Raw genomic sequence first — 1,208 nt, 5'->3', positions numbered from 1 at the left:
TAATATTATTGATGCATGTATTTACTATCAGGTTTATTTATTCTCATTTTTTCGATTAGTAATTGATAAATAAATAGCAACTTGAAACTGACCATAAACACCCAAAAAACGGCCCAGCTTTACAGCTGCTGATAAACAAATCCCTTTTTCTATATATGATTCAATAATTTTATACATCTTGCTCTGATTTATTTTGTAAATGGCTATTGATATAAGAAGGATAATTGTTGAAGAGATGTAAAATATAATTAAAATAATAAGAGTGATTATGTTCACATTAAAGTCCCATTGAATTTTTAGTATGATTAAGCGTATTTTTGAAATAGGCATATTGCCATTGATATAGAGAAGGATACAAGGCTTATATTGATAGTGATGAAATATATTTTTATCCAGTGGGTCAAATTGGAGGGTAAATTTTGAATGAAATCGTAAGACTCTTGTGGCATATATTTACTATTAGGTCTATTTATCCTTATTCTTTTTCCTGTTAATAATTTATAGAAAAATACGGCAGGATGAATTTGACCATGAATACCCATAGAATGACCCATGTATGCTGCTGTTGATAAGCAAAAACCTTTTTCCATATATAATTCAATAATTTTATCCATCTTTTTTTGATTTATTTTGTAAATGGCTATTGATATAATGAGAAAAAGGTTGAAAGAGATATAAGAAATAACCAAGATGATAAAAGTTATTCTATTCATATTAAAATCCCATTGAAGATTCAACAATAAGTTCAAGGAACCATTCTCCACCTTTACTACCGGCATAACCACCAGCTAAACCGCCACCAGCCATGCAAAGTCCAACAGCTAATCCTTCAGTTGCAAACCCAAGGGCAGCACATGCTGCGCCTGCTGCTATACTGCCACCATATCCTACGGCTATCCCACCTCCTGTTCTACCAGCAAATTTACTATATTCCTTGATAGCCACTTTTTCACATTGTCTTGTTTGCCCATAGTTGCAGGCATCAATAATCTGTCCGGTGGTATCAACAAAATCCAGACCAATGGCAACCCGGCCACCATATTTCATCCATTTAACCATTTTTTCACTTTGTATAATTGTTTGACTATATCCCTTTATCGCGCCAATCCCTGCTTTATCCCATTGGTGAGCAATGGCTTTGGTTGATAATTTTAGCGCATGTTTTAAATTAGGATGTTGGTCGATTTTCAAAGAGAGTCGGCCAACTT

The 1,208-nt window shown here is 33.5% G+C and carries 2 protein-coding genes and 1 pseudogene; all 3 read right to left on the bottom strand.

Annotated features, from left to right (window positions below; genetic code table 11):
- Positions 1-33: 33 nt before the first annotated feature.
- Complete coding sequence (locus tag AAC155_RS24195) at positions 34-276, bottom strand: hypothetical protein (protein ID WP_158536639.1); 243 nt, start codon at positions 274-276, stop codon at positions 34-36.
- Between the two features lie 29 nt (positions 277-305).
- Positions 306-713 (bottom strand): hypothetical protein, encoded by a 408-nt coding sequence (locus AAC155_RS24190; protein ID WP_113044418.1) that lies wholly within the window; start codon positions 711-713, stop codon positions 306-308.
- A gap of 1 nt (position 714) precedes the next feature.
- A pseudogene (locus AAC155_RS24185) lies at positions 715-1,208 on the bottom strand (hypothetical protein); the annotation flags it as partial.

The organism is Photorhabdus sp. HUG-39 (assembly GCF_963878365.1).
In the GTDB taxonomy this organism is placed as follows: domain Bacteria; phylum Pseudomonadota; class Gammaproteobacteria; order Enterobacterales; family Enterobacteriaceae; genus Photorhabdus; species Photorhabdus kayaii.
The sequence above is the reverse complement of the archived record's forward strand: the minus strand, read 5'-3'. Positions and strand labels throughout refer to the sequence as shown.